Source organism: Kitasatospora sp. NPDC127116, from assembly GCF_042677365.1.
Taxonomy (GTDB): domain Bacteria; phylum Actinomycetota; class Actinomycetes; order Streptomycetales; family Streptomycetaceae; genus Kitasatospora; species Kitasatospora lactacystinica.
Genome location: NZ_JBHXTL010000006.1, coordinates 86,750 through 108,672 on the forward strand (window position 1 = coordinate 86,750; position 21,923 = coordinate 108,672).

Below are 21,923 nucleotides of genomic sequence, written 5' to 3' on the forward strand. Positions count from 1 at the left end.
GCGTCCCGTGGGACGGGAGCGGCGCGGGCGCGGGTGGGGATCCGCGCCGAACGGTCCAGGCTACCGGGGGAGCGGCACCGCGCCCGGAATTCCGCGCCGCGCGGTCCGCGCGGGGCGACTTTCCGGAGGATGGTGCCCGCGAGCAGCGCGGACGGGGGAGGATGGTGCCATGCAGCCACGGAATTCGCGTCTCAACAGCTCCGCCCTGCGCGGCGCGGTCGACCTCGCCGCAGTGAAGGCGGCCGGCGAAGCCGCCCAGAAGGCCGAGCAGGCCCGGGCCGAGCGGGCCCGACAGGCGGCCGCCGCCGATTCGGCCGGAGCCGCCCCCGCCCAGTCCGCCCACCAGCTCGTCATCGACGTCACCGAGGACACCTTCGAGACCGAGGTCGTCCAGCGCTCCACCGAGGTGCCGGTCGTCATCGACTTCTGGGCCGAGTGGTGCGGGCCCTGCAAGCAGCTGAGCCCGATCATGGAGGACCTGGCCGAGGAGTACGCCGGCCGCTTCGTGCTCGCCAAGATCGACGTGGACGCCAACCAGCTGCTCTCCCAGCAGTTCGGCATCCAGGGCATCCCGGCCGTGATGGCCGTGGTGGCCGGCCAGCTGGTGCCGCTGTTCCAGGGCGCGGAGAGCGCCGCCAACATCCGCAAGATCCTGGACCAGCTGATCCTGGTCGCCGAGCAGCGCTTCGGCGTGGCCGGCGGCGCGGCCGTCCCGGGCGGGGCCGAGGCCGCCGCGCCGCAGCGTCCCGAGGACCCGGCGCTGTCCGCCGCGCACGACGCGCTGGACTCCGGTGACCTGGGCGGTGCCATCCGGGCGTACCAGAACGTGCTGATCGAGCAGCCGGGCAACACCGAGGCCAAGCTGGGCCTGGCCCAGGCCGAGCTGCTGAAGCGGATCGAGGGCCTGGACCTCCAGGCCGTCCGGGCGGCCGCCGCCGCCGACCCGAAGGACGTCGAGGCCCAGCTCAAGGCGGCCGACCTGGACCTGGTCGGCGGTCACGTCGAGGACGCCTTCGGGCGTCTGGTGACCACCGTCGGGCGGACGGCCGGTGAGGACCGGGACGCCGCCCGGCTGCGCCTGCTGGAGCTGTTCGAGGTGATCGGCGTGGAGGACCCGCGGGTCGTCGCGGCCCGTACGGCGCTGGCGCGCGTGCTGTTCTGAGTCCGGATCAGGCCCGCCGTCTGGCACGGCGGATGACCTGCGGTGTCGCTGGGGATTTGGCGACAATCCGGTCAACCGAACAGAGGTTTACCAAATCTTGATTTCACCCGCGGGTGGTCACCATGTGTGACCACCCGCGGGTGTTTCGCTGGTGTTTCCGGCGGATTTCGCCATCACGATTCCTTCAAGGCGTCACACAGGGTGCGGCTCGGGTCGATTTCATGATCAACGTCACCTGATGTTGCATTACCCGTCAGTAAGGAACCTCTTGTGCTTCGCCCGGGATTCAAGCACGATCGGCCACGCCCGGTCCCAGACTCCACCTCCGCCGACCCCGGTCGGCCACGCGGAGCGCGGGATCCCCACCGGGTGATCCGCCGGCCCCGGCCGGCGGGAGGGAGGGCAGGGGGGTATCCGCGGTCCCACGGCGGTTCCTGTCCTTCGACCGGCCGCGCGGCCCTGCGCGGTCGCTGGTTGTCGCTCGGGGGTGATCGCCGATGTCGTCGGTCCTGCCCGCCGCCCCGCAAGGTCGGCCGGTGCTCGGACGGGACGCCCGCTGCACGCGGGTCGCTCCCGCGTCCGACGACGCCCAAGGCGCTCTCCGCTACCGAGGACGTAGCTCTCTCCCATCCCAGGCCCCCACCGGTGCGGGACGCACCGCCGGGGAGCCGGAGATGTACGTCCTAGAAGGAGGACTCGCATGTCCCAGACCTACGGCAAGACCCGCTGGAAGCGCTTCGCCCTGGTGATGGTGCCGAGCGTCGCGGCCACCGCGATGGTCGGCATCTCGATCGCCAACAACGCGCTGGCGGCTTCGTTCAGCGTGTCCGGCCAGAGCTTCAAGGTCACCACGCCGGAGCTGCACGGCAAGAACTTCGCCCAGTTCGGCTCGATCGACGCGGAGACGAACGGCACTCCGCACCCGGTCGCCGTCTCGGCCTTCGACGAGGCCACCATCAAGGGCCTCTGCCAGTCGGTGGTGACCGACCCCAACGTCATCCCCCACCTGCCGTGGAAGCTGCCCAAGATCGTCCTGCGCCTGGAGGCCGGCAACAGCGACGACGTCAACAAGCAGGTCTACGCCAAGAACCTGCTGATCGACCTCGACCAGCTGAACGCCGACGCCGAGTTCACCAACATCAACATCGGCCAGGACGCCTCGACCCTCAAGGGCTCGGCCACCCAGGGCTGGCAGTCCAAGCTCGGCGGCCTGCCGTCCGGGCAGACCGGCTTCGCCCAGGCCGCCGAGAAGGCCGACCTGTACAACGTGCAGCAGACCGCCTGGGCCACCTCGGCCGGCACCTTCAAGCTCCAGGGCCTGAAGCTCGCGCTGCACACCGACGGTTCCGGCGAGTGCTACTAAGCCGCTGACGGCGGCGGACCGGGCCCGGTCCGCCCGCCACGACGGCACCTGCGGGACCGGGGACGGTGCGTGCGCCGTCCCCGGATCCCGTGTCTCGTCCATCCCCTCGTTCACACCATCGAGGAGCTGCACCGTGTCCAGCGCCCTTGCCTCCTACCGGCCCGCCGAGCACGAGAACCCCGCCCAGTGGCTGCGCCGGGTGTTCCGTACGTTCCGCCGGACGCGGCCGTACTACGGCGGTCTGCTGGCCATGATCGCCGGCGTCCCGATCATGTACTTCCCGTACGCCAAGCTCTCGCTGGGCGGCATGACGGTGGCCATGGCCACCACGGCGGGTGCCGGGTCACTGATCATCGGCGTGCTGCTGGTGGTGCTCGGACTGACCGCGTGGTTCCAGCCGGCCGTGCGGGTCTTCGCCGGTATCGCCACCACCCTGCTGACGCTGGTCTCGATCCCGGTCTCCAACCTGGGGGGCTTCGGGCTGGCCCTGCTGCCGGGCCTGATCGGCGGCGGGCTGATGGTCTCCTGGGCCCCGCTGCCGGAGGCCGAGGCCGGAAAGGCCGCCAAGGGCCGGCGCCGGCGCCGGGCCGAGAGCGGCGCCGGGGACGCGGCGGCCGGGAGCGCCGTCGCGCAGAGCGTCGCCACCGAGCCGAACGCCGAGCCGAACGCCGAGCCGAACGCCGAGTCGAATGCCGAGCCGATCGCCGAGTCGAACGCCGAGACCCGGACCGCTGCCGCGGCTGTCCCCGTGACCGTCCCCGCGGCCGCCGAAACCGTCGCCGGGAGCACCGTCCCGAAGCAGGCCGGCGTCGTGGACCAGGAGGAGGCGCGGTGACCGGGCCGGCCGAGCAAGCCGACAACGGTACGACCGTTCCCGCGCAGCGCTCCGGCCGGCACGCGGCCCCGCGCACGCCCGTACGGGTCCGGCTGAGGGGCCGGGCGCTGGCGATGGCGGCGGTGCCGACCGCGCTGCTGATGGCCGCGGCCTACACGCCCAGCCCGGCGGTCGCCGAGTCCGCGGCGGGCAAGCCCTGCGGCACCGCTCCGGCCACCGTGCCGGACGTCGCGCCGATCGAGACGCCGGTGCCCAAGAGCGAGCTGCCGGAGCCGCCGCCGGGCCCGTCCACCGCGCCGAGCCAGGCCCCGGCCACGGCGCCCCCGGCCGGTCCCTCGACCGACCCCGGCTCGGTGCCGACCCAGGTGCCGACCACCGCGCCCGCCCAGCAGCCCACCTCGCCGGTCAAGCCGTCGGCCGCCACCGCCCAGCCGTCCGTCGCCGGTTCCGCCGTCGCCGGTTCCGCCGACACCGGCACGGCGGTCCGGACCGGCCTGATCGACGACCTGGTCGGCGGCATCAGCCACCTGCTGAACCCGAACTCCGCGCCGGGCCCGACGCCGGCCACCACACCGGCGGCCACCACGGCGCCGACCGCCCCGACCGCACCCGCCCCGAGCACGGGCGCCCCGGCCCAGCCCGCCCAGCCGCAGGCCCGGGCCGCCGCCCCGCAGGCCGAGCCGCCCGCGACCCGGCCGGCCGACGACGAGCCCTCGCCCACCGCCACGCCCACCGCCGCGCCGAGCGGCAAGGCGACCGGCAGGCCGAAGCCGTCCGCGGACGCCTCGGCGACGCCCTCCGCGGGCGCCTCCGGCAGCCCGTCCGCCACGCCCACCGAGAACCCCAACTGCGATGTGGACGCCCGGTCCCTGACCGCCGGCGCGCCCGCCCCCGGGCACGTCGTCCCGGAGCAGAACTGGACCCTGAAGACCAGCCGGCTCGCCCTGCACGGCGCGGCCTTCCACGGCGTCTACGACGTGAAGACCCCGACCGGCAGCAAGCGCGTCCTGAAGTTCGTGGTCGACAGCGTGGACATCGACAACCTCGACATGTCCACCCTGGAGGGCAACGGCGTCACCTTCCACGTCCAGGGCGCCCCGGGGTCCACCTCGACGATGCGCAAGGGCCCGGTCACCATGTACGTGGAGCGGCTGTCCGGCCACCTCTCCAAGGTGCTCGGCCTGCCGATCCTGATCGACCTGGGCGAGATCACCCTCACCCCGGACACCCTGCCGCGCTGGCTGTACGACCTGATCGGCGCCATCCCGATCCCGCTGGACCTGGAGCTGACCGGCGTCACCGCCAAGCAGGCCGGTCAGTTCGGCGGCACCCTGCGGATCCCCGGGATGCGCATGTTCAACGACGACGCCCCCTACAGCGACAAGTAGCGGCGACGGGCGGCGAGGGCGACGAGCGGCGTGCGCCGCAAGGCCCGTGGGGCGGCCCTCCGGAAGGAGGACCGCCCCACGGGCGTTCGGGTCGGGCGGGCGGTCACTCGCTCCGGGTGCCGAGGTGGTGCACCTGCACCATGTTGGTGGTGCCGGGGATGCCGACCGGGACACCGGCGGTGACGATGACGGTGTCGCCCTCGCCGAGCCGGCCCAGCTTCAGCAGCTCCCGGTCGACCTGCGCGACCATCGCGTCCGTGGTGGCCACCTGCTCCGTCACGTACGCCTCGACGCCCCAGCTCAGCGAGAGCTGGTTGCGGGTGGCGGTGTCCGGGGTGAAGGCGATCACCGGGATCGGCGAGCGGTAGCGGGACAGCCGGCGGGCGGTGTCACCGGACTTGGTGAAGGCGACCAGCGCCCTGCCGTCCAGGAAGTCGCCCAGCTCGCACGCGGCGCGGGCGACCGAGCCGCCCTGGGTGCGCGGCTTGCGGCCCGGGTTGAGCGGCTGGAGGCCCTGGGAGAGCAGCTCCTCCTCGGCCTTCTCGCAGATCCGGCTCATGGTGCGGACGGTCTCGACCGGGTACTTGCCGACGCTCGACTCGGCGGACAGCATGACCGCGTCGGCGCCGTCCAGGATGGCGTTGGCGACGTCGGAGACCTCGGCGCGGGTCGGGCGCGAGGCGTGGATCATCGACTCCATCATCTGGGTGGCGACGATGACCGGCTTGGCGTTGCGGCGGGCCAGGGTGACCAGCTGCTTCTGGACCAGCGGCACCCGCTCCAGCGGGTACTCCACGGCCAGGTCGCCGCGGGCGACCATGATGGCGTCGAAGGCGAGGACGATCTCCTCCATGGCCTCGACGGCCTGCGGCTTCTCGATCTTGGCGATGACCGGCACCCGGATGCCGACCTCGTCCATGACCTCGTGGACGTCCTTGACGTCGTCCGCGTTGCGGACGAAGGACAGGGCGATCATGTCGACGCCCAGGCGCAGCGCGAAGCGCAGGTCGTCCTTGTCCTTCTCGGACAGGGCGGGCACGTTCACGGCCGCGCCGGGCAGGTTGATGCCCTTGTTGTTCGAGAGCACGCCGCCCTCGACCACCACGGTCCTCACCCGCGGGCCGTCGACGCTGACGACCTCCAGGGCGATGACGCCGTCGTTGATCAGGATCGGGTCGCCGGGCTTCACGTCGCCGGGCAGGCCCTTGTAGGTGGTGCCGCAGATGTGCTGGTCACCGGGGACGTCCTCGGTGGTGATGGTGAACTCGTCGCCGTTGTCGACGGTCACCGGGCCGTTGGCGAAGGTCGCCAGACGGATCTTCGGACCCTGGAGGTCGGCCAGGACGCCGATGGCCTTGCCGGTGTCCTCCGAGACCTGGCGGACCTTGCGGTACCGCTCCTCGTGGTCCGCGTGGTTGCCGTGGCTCATGTTCAGTCGGGCGACGTTCATGCCCGCCTCGACGATGGCCTTCAGCTGTTCGTAGGAGTCCGTCGCCGGACCCAGGGTGCAGACAATTTTCGCTCGGCGCATATGGATCAGTCTATCCGTTCGTGTTATAGGTGCATTCGGCACGCACCGGGAGGAATCGCCGACGAAAAGTTCCGAGGAGTGAGACGGTTCCGTGTCAGTCCTCGGACTCCCGGCGTTCCCGGTGCACCAGGGCGAAGGCCTGTCGGGCGATCTCCAGCTCCTCGTCGGTGGGCACCACGGCGACCGCCACCCGGCCGTACTCGGGCGAGATGATCCGGGCCTCGCCGGACCGCACCGAGTTCAGCTCCGGGTCGACGGCGATGCCCAGTTCCTCCAGTCCCGCGGTGGCCGCCGCGCGCACCGGCGCCGCGTTCTCCCCGACGCCGGCGGTGAACGCGATCGCGTCCACCCGGCCGAGCACCGCGTAGTAGCCGCCGATGTACTTGCGCAGCCGGTGGACGTACGAGTCGAAGGCCAGCTTCGCGTCCGCGTCCCCCTCGTCGGCCCGGCGCATGATCTCGCGCATGTCGTTCTCGCCGCACAGCCCGCGCAGGCCGCTGCGGCGGTTGAGCAGGTCGTCGATCTCGTCCACCGAGAGGCCGCCGACCCGGTGCAGGTGGAACACCACGCCGGCGTCGATGTCGCCCGAGCGGGTGCCCATGACCAGGCCCTCCAGCGGGGTCAGGCCCATCGAGGTGTCCACGCAGCGGCCGCCGGCGACCGCCGAGGCGGAGGCGCCGTTGCCCAGGTGCAGCACGATCACGTTGACCTCGGCCGGGTCCTTGCCGAGCAGCCGCGCGGTGGCCCGCGAGACGTACTGGTGCGAGGTGCCGTGGAAGCCGTAGCGGCGCACCCGGTGCCGGTCGGCGACGGCCTTGTCGATCGCGTACCGGGCCGAGTACTCGGGCATCGAGGCGTGGAAGGCGGTGTCGAAGACGGCCACCTGGGGGAGGTCGGGGCGCAGCGCGCGGGCCACCTCGATGCCGGTGATGTTGGCCGGGTTGTGCAGCGGGGCGACCGGGATCAGCCGGCGGATCTCCCGGAGCACGTCGTCGGTGATCACGGTCGGCTCGGTGAACCGCAGGCCGCCGTGCACCACCCGGTGGCCGATCGCGGCCAGCTCGGGGGAGTCCAGCCCGAGGCCGTCGGCGGACAGTTCCTCGGCGACGGCCTTGAGCGCGCCGGCGTGGTCCGGGAAGACCTGGACGGTCTCGCGCGCCTCGCCGCCGCGCGGGGTGTGCACCAGCCGCCCGCCGGTCTCACCGATCCGCTCGACCAGCCCGGCGGCCAGCTTGGCCCCGTCCAGCATGTCGATCAGCTGGTACTTCACCGACGAGGAGCCGGCGTTCAGCACGAGAACGCGGGTGCCTCCACTCATGCGGCCACCTCGCAGCGCTCGGCGGTCGCTTCGCGAAACACGCACCTACCGATGACTCGCTCGCTGCGCTCGCTCATGCGACGGGCTCCTTGCTGTCCTGGGACTGGATGGCGGTGATCGCGACGGTGTTGACGATGTCCTGCACCAGCGCCCCGCGGGAGAGGTCGTTGACGGGCTTGCGCAGCCCCTGGAGCACCGGCCCGACCGCGACCGCGCCGGCCGAACGCTGGACCGCCTTGTAGGTGTTGTTGCCCGTGTTGAGGTCCGGGAAGATCAGCACGGTGGCCCGCCCGGCGACCGGGGAGCCCGGCAGCTTGGTGGCCGCGACGTGGGCGTCCACCGCCGCGTCGTACTGGATCGGGCCCTCGACCAGGATGTCCGGCCGCAGCTCGCGGACCAGCTCGGTGGCCTTGCGGACCTTGTCGACGTCGGCGCCGGAGCCGGAGGTGCCGGTCGAGTACGAGAGCATCGCGACCCGCGGCTCCACCCCGAACTGGGCGGCGGTGGCGGCCGATTGGATGGCGATGTCGGCCAGCTGCTGGGCGTCCGGGTCCGGGTTGACGGCGCAGTCGCCGTACACCAGCACCCGGTCGGCCAGGCACATGAAGAAGACCGAGGAGACGATCGAGGCACCCGGCGAGGTCTTGATCACCTCGAAGGCGGGCCGGATGGTGGCGGCGGTGGAGTGTGCCGCGCCGGAGACCATGCCGTCCGCGATGCCCTCCTGGACCATCAGGGTGCCGAAGTACGAGACGTCGGTGACGACGTCCAGCGCCAGCTCGACGGTCATCCCCTTGTGGGCGCGCAGCTTCGCGTACAGCTCGGCGAACTGGCGGCGCAGCGGGCTGGTGGCCGGGTCGACGATCCGCACCTGGGCCCGGTCGGCGGCCGGGTTCCCCCCGGCCTGGTGACCGGGAGCCGTGCCCGCGTCGGGGAGGGCGATGCTCAGGGCCGAGGCCTTGCGGCGGACGGCGTCCACGTCGCCGAGCAGGGTGAGGTCGCAGATGTTGCGGCGCAGCAGGATCTCGGCGGCGCGCAGCACCCGCTCCTCGGTGCCCTCGGGCAGGACGACGTGCCGACGGGCGCCGCGGGCGCGCTCCAGCAGCTCGTGCTCGAACATCATCGGGGTGACCCGGTCGGACCGGCCGACCTCGATCAGGTTGGTCAACTCGGCGGTGTCGACGTGCAGTTCGAAGAGGCCGAGGGCGATCTCGGCCTTCCGGGGGCTGGCCGGGGTGAGCTTGCCCTCCAGGTGGGTCAGATGGGCGGCGGTGGGCCAGCTGCCCTCGGGGACGACGGCGACCGGGGTGCCGGGGGCGAGCCGGGCGGCCAGTGCCATCACGTTGGGGCCGGGGTGCTGGCCGAGCGTCAGCAGTACGCCGGCGATCGGCGGGGCGCCGGCGGCGTGCGCGGCCAGCGAGCCGATCACCAGGTCGGCGCGGTCCCCGGGGGTGACCACCAGCGCGCCTTCGGTCAGCGCTTCCAGGAAGGTCGGCAGCATGGCGCCGCCGAAGACGTAGCCGCGCACGTCCCGGGCGAGGCCGGCGGCGTCCCCGATCAGCACCTCGGCGCCGGTCGCCTCGACCAGCTGGGCGACGGTGGGCGCGGCCAGGGCCGGCTCCTCCGGGATGACGTAGGCGGGGATCGGCAGCTTCTCGGTGAGGGTGCTCCGGATCCGCTGCTCGGCGCCGGGGGAGACCCGGTTGGCGATCATCGCGAGGGTCTGGCAGCCGAGGTCGGTGTACGCCCGGTGGGCGTTGCGGACCTCGGCGATGACCGTCTCGGCGTCCGCGCCGTGCCCGCCGACCACGGGCAGCACGGCGGCGCCGAACTCGTTGGCCAGGCGGGCGTTGAAGGCCAGTTCGTCCGGGATGCTGGTGTCGGAGAAGTCGGTGCCGAGCACCAGCACGGCCTGGCAGCGCCGCTCCAGCGCGTGGAAGCGGTCGACCAGGACGGAGACCAGCTCGTCCTGTCCCATGGCGGCCTGGAGCGCGGCGGCCTCCTCGTAGGTGAGGCCGTACAGCTCGGTGCTCGGCAGGTCGATCCGGTAGCGGCCGTGCAGCAGCTCGACCACGTGGTCGGAGCCCGGCCGCCCGGGCGCGGCGGCGTGCACCAGTGGGCGGAACACCCCGACCCGGTCCACCTGGCGGGTGAGCAGTTCCATGACCCCGAGTTCGACCGCCTGGCGGCCGTCCCCCCGGTCGATACCGGTCACGTACACGCTGCGCGCCACGTGGGTGTCTCCGTCCCGTCGTCTCGGAAAGTGGTCATATCGACCATACCTTCGCACCCCGAACGGCCGTCCGCGAGCAGAACGGCGGGGTTCGGGCAAGGGGCGGAGGTCCCTCCCGGGTGCCCGCCCGGTGGGGCGGGCACCCGGGGCCTCGTCGTTGGGGGGGCCCCGGGCCCCGCGGCGGGCCGGGGGGGGGGGGGGCGGCCGGTGGGGGCCCCCGCAACGGGGCGGGCCGGGGTGGGGACGGGCCCCCCCCCCCCCGGGGGGGGCCGCCCCCCGCCGGGGGGGGGGGCCCCCCGGGGGCCGCGTCGTCCGCGCCCCCCGGCCGCGCGGCGCTCAGCGGGCGGGGCGGAGCCAGACGGTGGAGAGCGGGGGGAGGACCAGTTCGGCGGAGCGGGGCTGGCCGTCCCACTCCACCGGCTCGGCCTTGACCGGGTGGGAGTTGCCGACGCCGCTGCCGCCGTACTCCTCGGCGTCGGTGTTCAGTGCCTCCTCCCAGAGCTGCTCGCGGCCCGCCAGCCGGGGCAGGCCGACCCGGTGCCCGTGCCGGACGACCGGCGAGAAGTTGCAGACCGCGACCAGCGGCGTGCCGTCGGCCGCGTACCGGACGAAGGAGAGCAGGTTGTCCTCGGCGGCGCCGCCGTCGAGCCAGCGGAAGCCGTCCGGGACGGTGTCCAGCTCCCACAGCGCCGGGGTGTCGAGGTAGCACCGGTTGAGGTCGCCGACCAGCCGGCGCACCCCGAGGTGGTCCCGGTGGGCCGGCCACTGCTCGTCGAGCACCCACCACTGCGGGCCCTGCTCGTGGTCCCACTCCGCGCCCTGGGCGAACTCCTGCCCCATGAACAGCAGTTGCTTGCCCGGGTGGGACCACATGAAGCCGAGGTAGGCGCGGTGGTTGGCGCGCTGCTGCCACCAGTCACCGGGCATCTTGGAGACCAGCGCCTGCTTGCCGTGCACCACCTCGTCGTGGGAGATCGGCAGGACGTAGTTCTCCGAGTAGGCGTACACCATCGAGAAGGTGATCTCGTTGTGGTGGTACTTGCGGTGCACCGGCTCCTTGGAGATGTAGACCAGCGAGTCGTGCATCCAGCCCATGTTCCACTTCAGCCCGAAGCCGAGGCCGCCGGCGTCGGTGGGCCGGGTGACCCCGTCCCAGGCGGTGGACTCCTCGGCGATGGTGATCACGCCCGGGCAGCGGCGGTAGACGGTGGCGTTCATCTCCTGGAGGAAGGAGGCCGCGTCGAGGTTCTCCCGGCCGCCGTACTGGTTGGGCGTCCAGTCGCCGCCCTCGCGGGAGTAGTCGAGGTAGAGCATCGAGGCGACGGCGTCCACCCGCAGGCCGTCGATGTGGAACTCCTCGCACCAGTACACCGCGTTGGCGACCAGGAAGTTGCGCACCTCCTTGCGGCCGTAGTCGAACTCCAGCGTCCCCCAGTCCGGGTGCTCGGCGCGCAGCGGGTCGGCCGGCTCGTACAGCGGCTCGCCGTCGAAGCGGGCGAGCGCGAAGTCGTCCTTGGGGAAGTGCGCGGGCACCCAGTCGACGATCACGCCGATGCCGTGCCGGTGCAGGGTGTCCACCAGGTGGCGGAAGTCGTCGGGGCCGCCGAGCCGGGCGGTGGGGGCGTAGTAGCCGGACACCTGGTAGCCCCAGGAGCCGCCGAAGGGGTGCTCCATCACCGGCATGAACTCCACGTGGGTGAAGTTCAACTCCTTGAGGTAGCGCGGCAGTTCCTCGGCGATGGCGCGGTAGGTGGTGAGGTCCGGGCGCCAGGACGGCAGGTGCAGCTCGTACACCGACATCGGTGCCCGGTGGTGCGCGGAGCGGGCCCGGCGGGCCATCCACTCGCCGTCCTGCCACGTGTGGTCGGAGGAGGTGACCACCGAGGCGGTGCCGGGCGGGCACTGGGCGGCCCGGGCGAGCGGGTCGGCCTTGTCCAGCACCCAGCCCTGCCGGGTGTGCACCTCGTACTTGTAGGTGGCGCCCTCGGCGAGGCCGGGGACGAACAGCTCCCAGATCCCGGACGAGCCGAGCGAGCGCATCGGGTGCCCGGTGCCGTTCCAGTGGTTGAAGTCGCCGATCAGCCGCACCCCGGCGGCGTTCGGCGCCCAGACGGCGAAGGCGGTGCCGGCCACCCCGTCGACGGTGCGCACGTGCGAGCCGAGCGCCCGCCACAGCTGTTCGTGCCGGCCCTCGGAGATCAGGTGCAGGTCGAGTTCGCCGAGGGTGGGCGGGGTGCGGTAGCCGTCGTGCTGGCGCAGCGGCTCGCCGTCGGGGTACGTCACCAGCAGGGTGTAGTCCGGCGGATCGCCGCCGGCCACCAGGCCGGTGAACAGTCCGCCCTGCTGGTGGGTGAGTTCGGCCGGGCCCTGGGTGGTCTCCACGACCACCCGTTCGGCGAACGGGCGCAGTACCCGGATCGCCGTGCCGCCGAGCACCGGGTGTGCGCCGAGCAGGGCGTGCGGGTCGTGGTGCTGCCCGCCGACCAGCCGGTCCACCTCGGACGGCGGCAATGGTGCCTCGGGCAGCCGCAGCGCCCCGGAGGGGGCCGGGCGTCCGGCCTCCCGGGGTTCTCCGGCGCCGGACCGGGGGGCGGACCGGGGCGGGGGCGGAGGCTCGGAGGCGGTCCCGGCGTCCTCCTCCTCGGTCGCCCGGCGCGCTTCGCGGTCGTGGCCGGCGCGCCCTTCGGCCGCCCGCCCTTCGGCTGGGAGCGGTCCGGCCAGGAAGGTGGCCGGTACGGTGCGGGTGGGGCGGCCGGTCGGGTCGATCGGCGTCACGGCGGGGTCCTCCTGCGACGGGGGTGGGCGAACTCCTGCGGGCGGTACAGGAAGCGGGGGGTCAGACGGACAGGGCCAGCCGGTTGATCGCGGCCAGCGGGATCGGCAGCCAGCTCGGCCGGTGCCGGGCCTCGTACACCACCTCGTACACCGCCTTGTCGATCTCCAGCGCGCGCATCAGCTCCGGCGAGGCGGCCGGGTCGGCGCCGCCGCCGGCGGTGTAGCCGGCGCAGTAGGCGGTGCGGTTGCGCTGGGCCCAGGCGGCGGCCAGGTGGGCCAGCTCCGGGTCGACCGGGCCGCCGGCCAGCAGGTGGGCGGCCGCGTAGTCGAAGGAGCGCAGCATCGCGGCGACGTCGCGCAGGGCCGGCTGCGGCTCGCGGCGCTCGTTGACGGACTTGGCCGGCTCGCCCTCGAAGTCCAGCAGCACCCAGCCGTGCGGGGTGCGCATCGCCTGTCCGAGGTGCAGGTCGCCGTGGATGCGCTGGACCGGCAGACCGTCCGGGTGGGCGTCGGCGAGTTGCTGGAAGGCGGCGCGCAGCGCGGCCCGGAAGCGCAGCAGCCCGGGGACGGCGGCCACGGCGCTGTCCAGCCGGTCGGCCATCGCGCCGGCCAGGCGTCCGGTCTGGGTGCGGTCGAGCCGGGCGACCGGCATCGAGCGGGCCAGCACCCGGTGCACCTCGGCGGTGGCCCGGCCGAGCCGGTGCGCCTCGATGGCGAAGTTGCCCGGGGACCGGTCGCCCTTGAGCCGGCCGACCTGGTCGAGGGCCAGTTCCCAGCCGTCCTCGGCGTCCGGCAGGTAGCGCTGCAGCAGTCCGAGGGTGGCGGGCTCGGCGCGTTCCATCCGGCTCTCGAACCAGGCGGCGACCCGGGGGATGCGGGTGGACCCGGCCCGCGAGAGCGCGAGCGAGAGTTCGAGGTCGGGGTTGGTGCCGGGGTGGATGCGGCGGAACAGCTTGAGGATGTACGAGGTGCCGTAGATGACCGAGCTGTTGGACTGCTCGGCGGTGGAGGCGCGGCCGGGGAGGTTGGCGGGCAGCCCCGAGCCGGGGGTGCGGCGGAAGGACAGCGCGCCGAAGCGGTCGCCGGTGGCCAGGTGTTCCAGCAGCCGCCCGGTGAGTTCCGGGTCGTGCACCGCGTCGTAGAGGGTCGCGCCGTCGTACGGGCCCTGGCTGAGCCGGCCGAGCACGGCGCCGGGCCCGATGTCCCCGAGCCCGCCGGAGCGGATGCCGAGCAGCAGTTGGTAGATGTCGCCGTGCGGGGCGCCGGCCGTGGTGGCGTGCTCGACCCGTAGCAACAGGTGGAGCAGGGCCGGGTCGCCGACCTGCAGCGGGGTGCCGACCACCGGGGTGAGGCCGGTGATGGGCCGCCCCTTGCCGGCGTACCAGCGCTGGGTGGGCAGCCACGCCGCGATCAGCGGCAGGGCCGCCTGGACGAGTTCGCTGACGCCCAGGGCGGTTCTCCGGACCCCGGCGCCCCGGGTGCCCGCCGCGGCGGCGGAACCGGCGGGGGCGCCGTCCTGGAGGTGGGCTTGAGAACGGGAGGTTTCGGACATGGCTCCCTTTCCCCGGAAGCACGCGGACTGCCCGACGGGTCGTGGCCGGGTCCGTCAGTCTTCCGGATTGCGGCGGCGCGGCGGTCGCGGCACGCGAGCACGGCTCGGGTGTCACGCCTTCGTGTGGGTGGCCGTTGGGCTGTTCTCCGTACGCGGTGGTGCAGAGAACTCCGGGGGCGCGGGGGTTCAACTCGCGCCCCCGGAGGGTCTGATGGTGCTGTTCACGCTGGTGTGCGGCGTGCGGCGGATCGTTACTTCGATCGCCTGGTCCCGCTCAGGCGCGGGGGCTGCCGGAGCTGGAACCAGTAGAAGCCGTGCCCGGCCAGGGTGAGCAGGTAGGGCCACTCGCCGATCGACGGGAAGCGCACCCCGCCGATCAGCTCGACCGGATACCGCCCGCCGTACTGCCGCAGGTCCAGCTCGGTCGGCTGCGCGAACCGCGAGAAGTTGTTCACGCACATGACCAGGTCCCCCTCGTGCTCGCGCACGAAGGCCAGTACGGCGGGGTTGCTGGAGGGCAGTTCGGCGTAGCCGCCGAGGCCGAACGCCGGATTGAGCTTGCGGATCTCGATCATGCGACGCGTCCAGTGCAGCAGCGAACTCGAACTGCTCTGCTGCGCCTCGACGTTGGTCACCTGGTAGCCGTACACCGGGTCCATGATGGGCGGCAGACTGAGCCTGCCCGGGTCGGCGGAGGAGAAACCCGCGTTGCGGTCCGGGGTCCACTGCATCGGGGTGCGCACGCCGTCCCGGTCGCCGAGCCAGATGTTGTCGCCCATGCCGATCTCGTCCCCGTAGTAGAGCACCGGGGAGCCGGGCAGGGAGAGCAGCAGGGCGGTGAACAGCTCGATCTGGTTGCGGTCGTTCTCCAGCAGCGGGGCGAGCCGGCGGCGGATGCCCACGTTGGCGCGCATCCGCGGGTCCTTGGCGTACTCCGCGTACATGTAGTCGCGCTCCTCGTCGGTGACCATCTCCAGGGTCAGCTCGTCGTGGTTGCGCAGGAAGATCCCCCACTGGCAGCCGCCGGGGATCTGCGGGGTCTTGGCGAGGATCTCCGACACCGGGTAGCGGGACTCCCGGCGCACCGCCATGAAGATCCGCGGCATCACCGGGAAGTGGAACGCCATGTGGCACTCGTCGCCGCCGGAGGCGAAGTCGCCGAAGTAGTCGACGACGTCCTCCGGCCACTGGTTCGCCTCGGCGAGCAGCACGGTGTCCGGGTAGTTGGCGTCGATCTCCTTGCGGACCCGTTGGAGGAACTCGTGGGTCTCCGGCAGGTTCTCGCAGTTGGTGCCCTCGCGGGCGAACAGGTACGGCACCGCGTCCAGCCGGAAGCCGTCGATGCCGAGGTCGAGCCAGAACCGCAGCCCGGCGATCATCTCGTCCTGGACCCGGGGGTTGTCGTAGTTGAGATCCGGCTGGTGCGAGAAGAAGCGGTGCCAGAAGTACTGCTTGCGGACGGGGTCGTAGGTCCAGTTGGACGTCTCGGTGTCGACGAAGATGATCCGGGCGTCCGGGTACTGCTTGTCGTCGTCGGCCCACATGTAGAAGTCGCCGTACGGCCCGTCCGGGTCCGTCCGGGAGGCCTGGAACCACGGGTGCTGGTCGCTGGTGTGGTTCATGACGAAGTCGATGACGATGCGCATGCCGCGGGCGTGGGCGGCGTCGACGAACTCCATGAAGTCGGCGAGGTCGCCGAACTCCGGCAGCACCGAGGTGTAGTCGGACACGTCGTACCCGCCGTCGCGCAGGGGCGAGGCGAAGAACGGGGGGAGCCAGAGGCAGTCGATCCCGAGCCACTGGAGGTAGTCGAGCTTGGCCGTGAGCCCCTTGAGGTCCCCGACCCCGTCGCCGTTGCTGTCCTGGAAGGACCGCACCAGCACCTCGTAGAAGACCGCACGCTTGAACCAGTCGGGGTCGAGCGTCTTCTTCGAGGTCTCGGGGAAGGTGTCGGGGACGGGCTCGTTCACTGTCACGCTGGGTTCCTCCGAACCGTGAGGAGGTGAGCCGGCTCGGCTGAGGGATCGAGCCGGACGTAGTTGTGCCGGCCCCAGGTGAAGACGGCGCCGGTGAGCTCGTCGTGCACCGCGTACGGGCCGTCGCCGTCCAGCGTGACGGTGGCCTCCTGGACGTGGTGCGGGTCGAGGTTCACCACGGTGATGACCTGGTCGGTGAGCCCCTCGGGGGTGGTCGCGGTCTTGGAGTAGGCGAGCACCTGGTCGTTGTCGGTGGGGTGGAAGCGCAGGTCGCGCAGCTGCTGGAGGGCGGGGTGGCGGCGGCGCAGCCGGTTCAGCACGGTCAGCAGCGGGGCCAGGGTGTCGGTGCGGCTCCAGTCGCGCGGGCGCAGTTCGTACTTCTCCGAGTGCAGGTACTCCTCGGAGCCCGGGTGGGCCGGCTCGTCCTCGTACAGCTCGTAGCCGGCGTAGACGCCGTAGCTGGGGGAGAGGGTGGCGGCGAGCACCGCGCGGACCGCGAAGGCGGCCCGGCCGCCGTGCTGGAGGTACGCGTGCAGGATGTCCGGGGTGTTGGCGAAGAAGTTGGGCCGCATGTAGGCGGCGGCGTCACCGGTGAGTTCGGTGAGGTACTCGGTGAGTTCCGGTTTGGTGGTGCGCCAGGTGAAGTACGTGTACGACTGGTGGAATCCGATCTTCGCCAGGGTGTGCATCATCGCCGGGCGGGTGAAGGCCTCCGCCAGGAACACGACGTCGGGGTCGGTCCGGGCGACGTCGGCGAGCACGTTCTCCCAGAACGCCACCGGTTTGGTGTGCGGGTTGTCGACCCGGAAGATCCGGATGCCGTGGGACATCCAGAACCGGAGGATCCGGATGGTTTCCTTGACGATTCCGTCCATGTCCTGGTCGAAGTTGACCGGAAAGATGTCCTGGTACTTCTTCGGCGGATTCTCGGCGTACGCGATGGTGCCGTCCGCGCGGTGGCTGAACCATTCCGGGTGCTTGTTCACCCAGGGGTGGTCGGGGGAGCACTGGAGGGCGAAGTCCAGCGCCACCTCCAGGTGCAGCGCCCGGGCCTCGGCGACGAAGTGGTCGAAGTCCTCGATGGTGCCGAGGTCCGGGTGGACCGCGTCGTGGCCGCCCTCGGGGGAGCCGATCGCCCAGGGCGAGCCGACGTCGTGCGGACCGGCCGTCAGGGTGTTCTCCGGCCCCTTGCGGAAGGCTCGGCCGATCGGGTGGACCGGCGGCAGGTAGACCACGTCGAAGCCCATCGCGGCGACGGCCGGCAGCCGCTCGGCGGCGGTGCGCAGGTTGCCCGGGCGCGGCGGCTCGACGCCGGCCGGGTCCACCACGGCGCCCTCCGAGCGGGGGAAGAACTCGTACCAGGAGCCGAACAGCGCGCGTTCGCGGTCCACCTGGAGCGGCAGCGGGCGGGAGGCGCTGAGCAGCTCGCGCAGCGGGTGGCGGACCAGCACGTCGAGCACCTCGGGGGCGAGCGCGGCGGCCAGCCGGGACAGCGGCGGCAGGGTCGGGTCGCGCAGCGCGTCGGCGGCGGCCAGCACGTCGGCGCGGCCCTCCTTCTTGGGCACCCCGGCCGCGGCCCGCTCCAGCAGCCGGGCGCCCTCCTCCAGGACCAGCGCGGTGTCGATCCCGGCGGGCAGCTTCACCGCGGCGGTCCTGCGCCAGGTGGCGACCGGGTCGCTCCACGCCTCCACCAGGTACGACCAGCGCCCGGGCGCGGTCGGGGTGACGTACGCGCCCCAGCGGTCGGTGCCCTCGGCCAGTTCGCGCATCGGCGTCCACGGGCCGCTGCGGCCGCGCGGGTCGCGCAGCACCACGTTGGCGTTGACGGCGTCGTGGCCCTCGCGGAAGACGGTCGCGGTAACCGGGAAGGTCTCGCCGACGACGGCCTTGGCCGGGCGGCGGCCGGCGTCGACGAGGGGACTGACGTCCAGGACGGGGATGCGGCCGATCACGGTGTCGCTCTCTGTCGTCTTGCGGGCGGAGGGCTTGGCGGAGGGCTTGGCGGAGGGCTTGGTGGAGGGCTTGGCGGCGGCCTTGCCGACGGTCCTCCCGGCGGGTTCGGCCGCGGTCCGGCGGGCGGTCGCCGGTTCGGCGGGCGCCTTGGCCGCGGCCGTCCGGCGGCGCGGCGCGGGATCGGCCCCAGTGCCGGCCTTCGGGGTGGTGGCCGACGCGGTGGCGGTGGTGCGGCGCGTGGTGGTGCGCCGGCGGGGCGCCGCGGTCCGGTCCTCCTCGCTCCCGGGGTGTCGGGTCGCGGAGGGCTGTGCCGCGGGGGGCTGGGCTTCGGAGGATCCGCCACCGACCGCCCCGGACGTCCTCGGCGCCGGCATCGCCGGATCTGTCCGAGTGTCAGAATCCATCCGTCCGGCGGATTCCGCGACCGCTGCGTCGAGGCCTTCGGCCACCGGTGTGGACTGGTCCCGCGTGTCGCCGTGCATGCCAAGCTCCTGCCCGAGATCGGCGGCAGCTCCCCGCGGGCCGGGGTCGGGCCGGGGGAGTACCGGAGGACTGCTGGGTGGGGAGGACGTGCCACCGGAGCCTGCCCGCGCCGCTGTTCCCGGCAACCTGCCCGGCGCCCGCCGAGCCGGTGGTGGGACGCCCCGGAGCCCGTGTACGTCCCGGCGCACGCCCGCGCGGGCCACGCCCCGGCCGACCCGGTCCACCCGTGAACGAGCGGGCCGGGCGTCAGGACACGCGTCCGTGCGCGGTGAGCGCCGAATGGGCTAAGAAGGACGGGAACGGCCAACGCGAAAAGGATTCGGACGTGCTGCTTCGCGGGGGACGCCACCCGTCGTCGCTCTCCCCACAGCACCAACGACCTTCGGTCATCCTCGCACCGGCGACAAGGTTTTTGCAGCGGTACGACAGTAGTTTCGGGCCTTCTCCCGGGTGGACGGGCCCCCGGAAATGGAGTCGTACCGAAGAGTTCACGTATTGGTAGCGCGGGCCCCCGAAATGTGCGCCTCGCGCGCCCCTCGTGCAGACCAATGCGCCGAATGCGATCTCATCAATAGCCCGAACGGATGCCCAATAGCCCACTTGACGCACTGTCGGGCCGACCGCCGAGGCTACGCTTCACGCCGTGAAGGCAATCCGCAGATTCACCGTCCGCACCGTCCTGCCCGAACAACTCCAGCCGTTGCACGAGCTGGCCCTCAACCTGCGCTGGTCCTGGCACCCCGAGACCAGGGACCTCTTCCGGTCCGTGGACCCGGAGGTCTGGGCCGCGACCGGCGAGGACCCGGTACGGCTGCTCGGGGACGTCCCGGCCGCCCGACTGGCCGCACTCGCCACGGACCGGCGCTTCCTGCGCAGACTCGGCGACCTCGCCGACGACCTGCGCGAGTACCTCACCGGCCCCCGCTGGTACCAGAACCAACAGCAGTCCGACGCCGCCCCGCTGCCCGCCGCGATCGCCTACTTCTCGCCCGAGTACGGCATCGCCGCCGCGCTGCCCCAGTACTCCGGCGGACTCGGCATCCTGGCCGGCGACCACCTCAAGGCCGCCAGCGACCTCGGCGTGCCGGTCGTCGGCGTCGGCCTGTTCTACCGGCACGGCTACTTCCGGCAGTCCCTGAGCCGGGACGGCTGGCAGCAGGAGCGCTATCCGCTGCTCGATCCGGACGAACTCGCGGTCAGCCTGCTGCGGGAGGCCGACGGCACCCCCGGCCGGGTCGACCTCGCCCTGCCCGGCGGCCGCACCCTGGCCGCCCACATCTGGAAGGCCCAGGTCGGGCGGGTCCCGCTGCTGCTGCTCGACTCCGACATCGAGGCCAACTCGCCGGCCGAGCGGGACGTCACCGACCGGCTGTACGGCGGCGGCAGCGAGCACCGGCTGCTCCAGGAGATGCTGCTCGGCATCGGCGGCGTCCGGGCCGTGCGCACCTACTGCCGGCTCACCGGGCACCCCGCCCCCGACGTCTTCCACACCAACGAGGGCCACGCCGGCTTCCTCGGCGTCGAACGCATCCGCGAACTGATCGCCGACGGCCGGGCCGGCCTCGACTTCGCCGCCGCCCTGGAGGCCGTCCGGGCCGGCACCCTCTTCACCACCCACACGCCCGTCCCGGCCGGCATCGACCGCTTCGACCGCGAGCTGGTCGCCCGCCACTTCGGCGGCGACGCCACGCTGCCGGGCGTACCGGTCGACCAGGTGCTCGCGCTCGGCGCCGAGAGCTGGCCCGACGGGGACCCGAAGCTCTTCAACATGGCCGCCATGGGCCTGCGGCTCGCCCAGCGCGCCAACGGGGTCTCCACCCTGCACGGCGAGGTCAGCCGCTCGATGTTCAACGGCCTGTGGCCCGGCTTCGACCCCGCGGAGGTGCCGATCACCTCGGTCACCAACGGCGTGCACGCCGCCACCTGGATCGACCCGGCGGTGGTCCGGCTCGGCGCCGCCGAACTCGGCGCCGAGCGCGCCGAGGAGGCGATGACCACCGGCGAGACCCGGCGCTGGAGCGGACTGGAACGCATCGGCAACACCGAGGTCTGGGAGCTGCGGCGCACCCTGCGGGCCCAGCTGGTGGAGGAGGCCCGCCGCCGGCTGCACGACTCCTGGCGCCGGCGCGGGGCCGGCGCGGCCGAGCTCGGCTGGGTCTCCTCGGTGCTCGACCCCGACGTGCTCACCATCGGCTTCGCCCGCCGGGTGCCCTCGTACAAGCGGCTCACCCTGATGCTGCGCGACCCGGAGCGGCTGCGCGGACTGCTGCTGCACCCCACCCGGCCGGTGCAGATCGTCGTCGCCGGCAAGGCCCACCCGGCCGACGACGGCGGCAAGCGGCTGATCCAGCAGATGGTCGCCTTCGCCGACGACCCGGCGGTGCGGCACCGGATCGTCTTCCTGCCGGACTACGACATGGCGATGGCCCAGCGCCTCTACCCGGGCTGCGACGTCTGGCTGAACAACCCGCTGCGCCCGCTGGAGGCCTGCGGCACCTCCGGGATGAAGGCCGCGCTCAACGGCTGCCTCAACCTGTCCGTCCTGGACGGCTGGTGGGACGAGTGGTTCGACGGCCGCAACGGCTGGGCGATCCCCACCGCCGACGAGAGCGGCGGGGCGCTCGACCCGGACAGCGGCGAGGCCGAGCGGCGCGACGACATCGAGGCGGCCGCGCTCTACGACCTGATCGAGAACCAGGTCGCCGCCCGGTTCTACGACCGGGACGCCGACGGGCTGCCGCAGCAGTGGATCGCCATGGTCCGGCACACCCTGGTCACCCTCGGGCCCAAGGTGCTGGCCGGGCGGATGGTCCGGGAGTACGTCGAACGGCTGTACGCCCCGGCGGCGCAGGCCCAGCGGGAGCTGGCGGGGCAGCACGCGACCGGGCGGTTCACGGGCGCGCGCGAGCTGGCGGTCTGGAAGGCGAAGGTCCGGGAGGCGTGGCCGGCCGTCCGGGTCGAGCACGTCGAGGCGGACTGCCCGGCCGAGGCGCAGGAGCTGGGCAGCTCGCTGGCGCTGCGGGTGCAGGTCGCGCTCGGGACGCTGGAACCGGGCGACGTCGAGGTGCAGGCGGTCTCCGGCCGGGTGGACGAACGGGACCGGATCTCGGACGCCTGCCTGCTCGCCCTCAAGCCGGTCGGCGGTCCGGACCTGGACGGCCGCACCCGGTACGAGGGCTCGTTGGAGCTGTGCCGGACCGGCCCGTTCGGCTACACCGTCCGGGTGCTGCCCGCGCACCCCCGGCTGGCCTCGCCGGCCGAGCTGGGGCTGGTCGCCCTGCCGGCCGAGTCGGCCGGGATGGACGCCGGACTGCTGCGCTGACCCCGCGGGCGGCTGCCGTGCGTCCCGGCGGG

At 72.9% G+C, this 21,923-nt stretch carries 12 protein-coding genes; 5 read left to right on the forward strand and 7 right to left on the reverse strand.

Going from position 1 to position 21,923, the window contains the following annotated elements; genetic code table 11:
• Positions 1-169 precede the first annotated feature (169 nt).
• The 4 genes from ACFVHV_RS04260 (at position 170) to ACFVHV_RS04275 (ending at position 4,748) form a co-directional block, all read left to right on the forward strand.
• A complete protein-coding gene (locus ACFVHV_RS04260) occupies positions 170-1,162 on the forward strand; it encodes a tetratricopeptide repeat protein (protein WP_380348679.1) in 993 nt (330 codons plus the stop codon).
• A gap of 700 nt (positions 1,163-1,862) precedes the next feature.
• Positions 1,863-2,525, forward strand: coding sequence for a DUF6230 family protein (locus ACFVHV_RS04265; protein ID WP_359899897.1), 663 nt, complete (start codon positions 1,863-1,865; stop codon positions 2,523-2,525).
• Positions 2,526-2,658: 133 nt separating this feature from the next.
• Positions 2,659-3,360 carry a DUF6114 domain-containing protein gene (locus ACFVHV_RS04270; RefSeq protein WP_380348681.1) on the forward strand — a complete coding sequence of 234 codons (702 nt, stop codon included), beginning with the start codon at positions 2,659-2,661 and terminating at the stop codon, positions 3,358-3,360.
• Positions 3,357-4,748 (forward strand): hypothetical protein, encoded by a 1,392-nt coding sequence (locus ACFVHV_RS04275; RefSeq protein ID WP_380348683.1) that lies wholly within the window; start codon positions 3,357-3,359, stop codon positions 4,746-4,748. Before ACFVHV_RS04270 ends, ACFVHV_RS04275 begins: the two co-directional genes overlap by 4 nt.
• A 103-nt stretch (positions 4,749-4,851) precedes the next feature.
• Here ACFVHV_RS04275 and pyk read toward each other — a convergent pair whose 3' ends face one another.
• The 7 genes from pyk to ACFVHV_RS04310 form a co-directional block, all read right to left on the reverse strand.
• Positions 4,852-6,279: a pyruvate kinase gene (gene pyk, locus ACFVHV_RS04280; RefSeq protein ID WP_359899892.1), complete on the reverse strand. Its 1,428-nt coding sequence runs from the start codon at positions 6,277-6,279 to the stop codon at positions 4,852-4,854.
• Positions 6,280-6,373: 94 nt separating this feature from the next.
• Positions 6,374-7,597, reverse strand: a complete 1,224-nt coding sequence (locus ACFVHV_RS04285; protein WP_380348685.1) for an acetate kinase — start codon at positions 7,595-7,597, stop codon at positions 6,374-6,376.
• Positions 7,598-7,670: 73 nt separating this feature from the next.
• Entirely contained in the window at positions 7,671-9,830 is a 2,160-nt protein-coding gene (gene pta, locus ACFVHV_RS04290) for a phosphate acetyltransferase (protein ID WP_359899888.1), read from the reverse strand.
• 336 nt (positions 9,831-10,166) lie between these two features.
• Positions 10,167-12,605 (reverse strand): 1,4-alpha-glucan branching protein GlgB, encoded by a 2,439-nt coding sequence (gene glgB / locus ACFVHV_RS04295; protein ID WP_380348687.1) that lies wholly within the window; start codon positions 12,603-12,605, stop codon positions 10,167-10,169.
• Positions 12,606-12,666: 61 nt separating this feature from the next.
• Complete coding sequence (locus ACFVHV_RS04300) at positions 12,667-14,157, reverse strand: maltokinase (protein ID WP_359901409.1); 1,491 nt, start codon at positions 14,155-14,157, stop codon at positions 12,667-12,669.
• Positions 14,158-14,408: 251 nt separating this feature from the next.
• The gene (treS, locus tag ACFVHV_RS04305; protein WP_380348689.1) at positions 14,409-16,133 is read right to left on the reverse strand and encodes a maltose alpha-D-glucosyltransferase; all 1,725 of its coding nucleotides are present in this window, start codon (positions 16,131-16,133) and stop codon (positions 14,409-14,411) included.
• Positions 16,130-18,085, reverse strand: a complete 1,956-nt coding sequence (locus ACFVHV_RS04310; RefSeq protein ID WP_359901567.1) for an alpha-1,4-glucan--maltose-1-phosphate maltosyltransferase — start codon at positions 18,083-18,085, stop codon at positions 16,130-16,132. Before ACFVHV_RS04310 ends, treS begins: the two co-directional genes overlap by 4 nt.
• A 1,127-nt stretch (positions 18,086-19,212) precedes the next feature.
• Between ACFVHV_RS04310 and glgP the strand changes: the two genes are divergently transcribed.
• Positions 19,213-21,891, forward strand: coding sequence for an alpha-glucan family phosphorylase (gene glgP / locus ACFVHV_RS04315; RefSeq protein ID WP_359901415.1), 2,679 nt, complete (start codon positions 19,213-19,215; stop codon positions 21,889-21,891).
• Positions 21,892-21,923: the final 32 nt, after the last annotated feature.